Genomic DNA, 1,449 nt, shown 5'->3' on the forward strand with positions numbered 1-1,449 from the left:
TGTGATGTCTCAGGACATGGGTGACGGTTCTGCATCAGGACATCGGTGACAGTTGGTGTGTCAGGACATGGGTGACGGTTCAGTGGTCGCGGCGTGGGCCGCTGCGGTGGCCGTTGCCGACGTAGGTGGTTCCGGGCGCAGGGCGGGTGTGTTCGATGAGGACTTCGCCTTGGAGGTCGGCGACTGTGATTGTGTCGCCGGCGATGACGACGAGGACCTGCTGAAAGGCTCGTCGTCCGTCGACCTGGTAGTGAACTTTGTTGAGCATGAAGCTCCCACCGCCGGAGAGCTTTTTGACGATAGTGCCGTTAGGCAGGTGTGCGGTTTTCGGTGCGCGAGCGGGTCGGGGCGGCGCGGGAGGGAGCTGGATCAGGTCGTGGGCGGGCCGGGGTGTTTCGGTCTTGCTGGTGGCTTGCCAGGCGGCTTGGGGGGTGATGCGGCCGGGCAGTGCCTGGTGTGGGCGCTGGGTGTTGTAGATGTCGTCGAAGGCGTCGACCTGGGCCTGCAGTTCGTCGAGGGTTTCGGCGAGGGGTTGTTTGTCGAGGTAGCGGAACAGGGTTTGGTGGAAGCGTTCGTTCTTGCCCTGGGTGGTGGGTTTGTAGGGTTTGCCGGTGATCGGCTCGACGCCCAGTGCCATGAGGTGGACGACGAACTGGCCCAGGAGTCCGCGGCGCGACGGGTTGAGCGCGATGCCGTTGTCGGACAGCAGTCGTTGCGGGACGCCGTGAGTGGCCACCGCTTTGTCGAACACGGTGATGGCGGCTTGTGCGGTCTCGCTCCAGGCGACGTGGGAGGCGAGGGCGTAGCGGGAGTGGTCGTCGATGAGCTGGAAGATGACGCATTTGCGGCCGCGGGTGAGGACGTATTCGGTGGCGTCGAGTTGCCAGCAGGCGTTCGGTGCCGGATAGACGAACCGGCGCCACGCTGACCGGGGTTTCTTCCTGGGTTCGCGCCGCGCGACACCGCTCTGGCGGAAGATCCGGGCCAGCGACGCGACCGAGGGCACCGTCTGCAGGCCCATGGCGTGCATTTTGTCGTGCACGCTGATCGGCCCGTGGTCGAGCCCGGACTGCTCGAGAGCGGCCCGGACTCCGATCGCCTGCTGTTTGATCTCGTCGGTCAGTTTCGACGGGCTCGACTTCGGCCGCCGTGACTTCGGTTCCAGTGCCGCCGCGGGCCCGTCGGTCAGGGCTCGGCGGCGGATCTCGTAGAACGTCTTGCGGGAGATGGCGTGCTCGGCGCAGAAGGTCGTCACTGCCCCACGAGGCGCATCGCACGGCCACCGGACGATTGCGAGACGGATACGAGGATCAACCAGCTCGTTGTTCGGCACCGATGCAGTCGACACCCTGCTCGCGGCACCGGCTCACCGAAGTGTCACCACCAAAACCCCGAAACCGTCACCGATCTCTAGAACCAGAACTGTCACCGATGTCCTGAGACATAACA

At 64.9% G+C, this 1,449-nt stretch carries 1 protein-coding gene; it reads right to left on the bottom strand.

All coding sequences use genetic code 11. The features are described from left to right. Positions 1-79: 79 nt before the first annotated feature. Entirely contained in the window at positions 80-1,255 is a 1,176-nt protein-coding gene (locus tag ACIA49_RS41835; RefSeq protein ID WP_396383932.1) for an integrase core domain-containing protein, read from the bottom strand. Between the last annotated feature and the right edge of the window lie 194 nt (positions 1,256-1,449).

Source organism: Kribbella sp. NPDC051587 (assembly GCF_044453945.1).
Lineage (GTDB): Bacteria > Actinomycetota > Actinomycetes > Propionibacteriales > Kribbellaceae > Kribbella.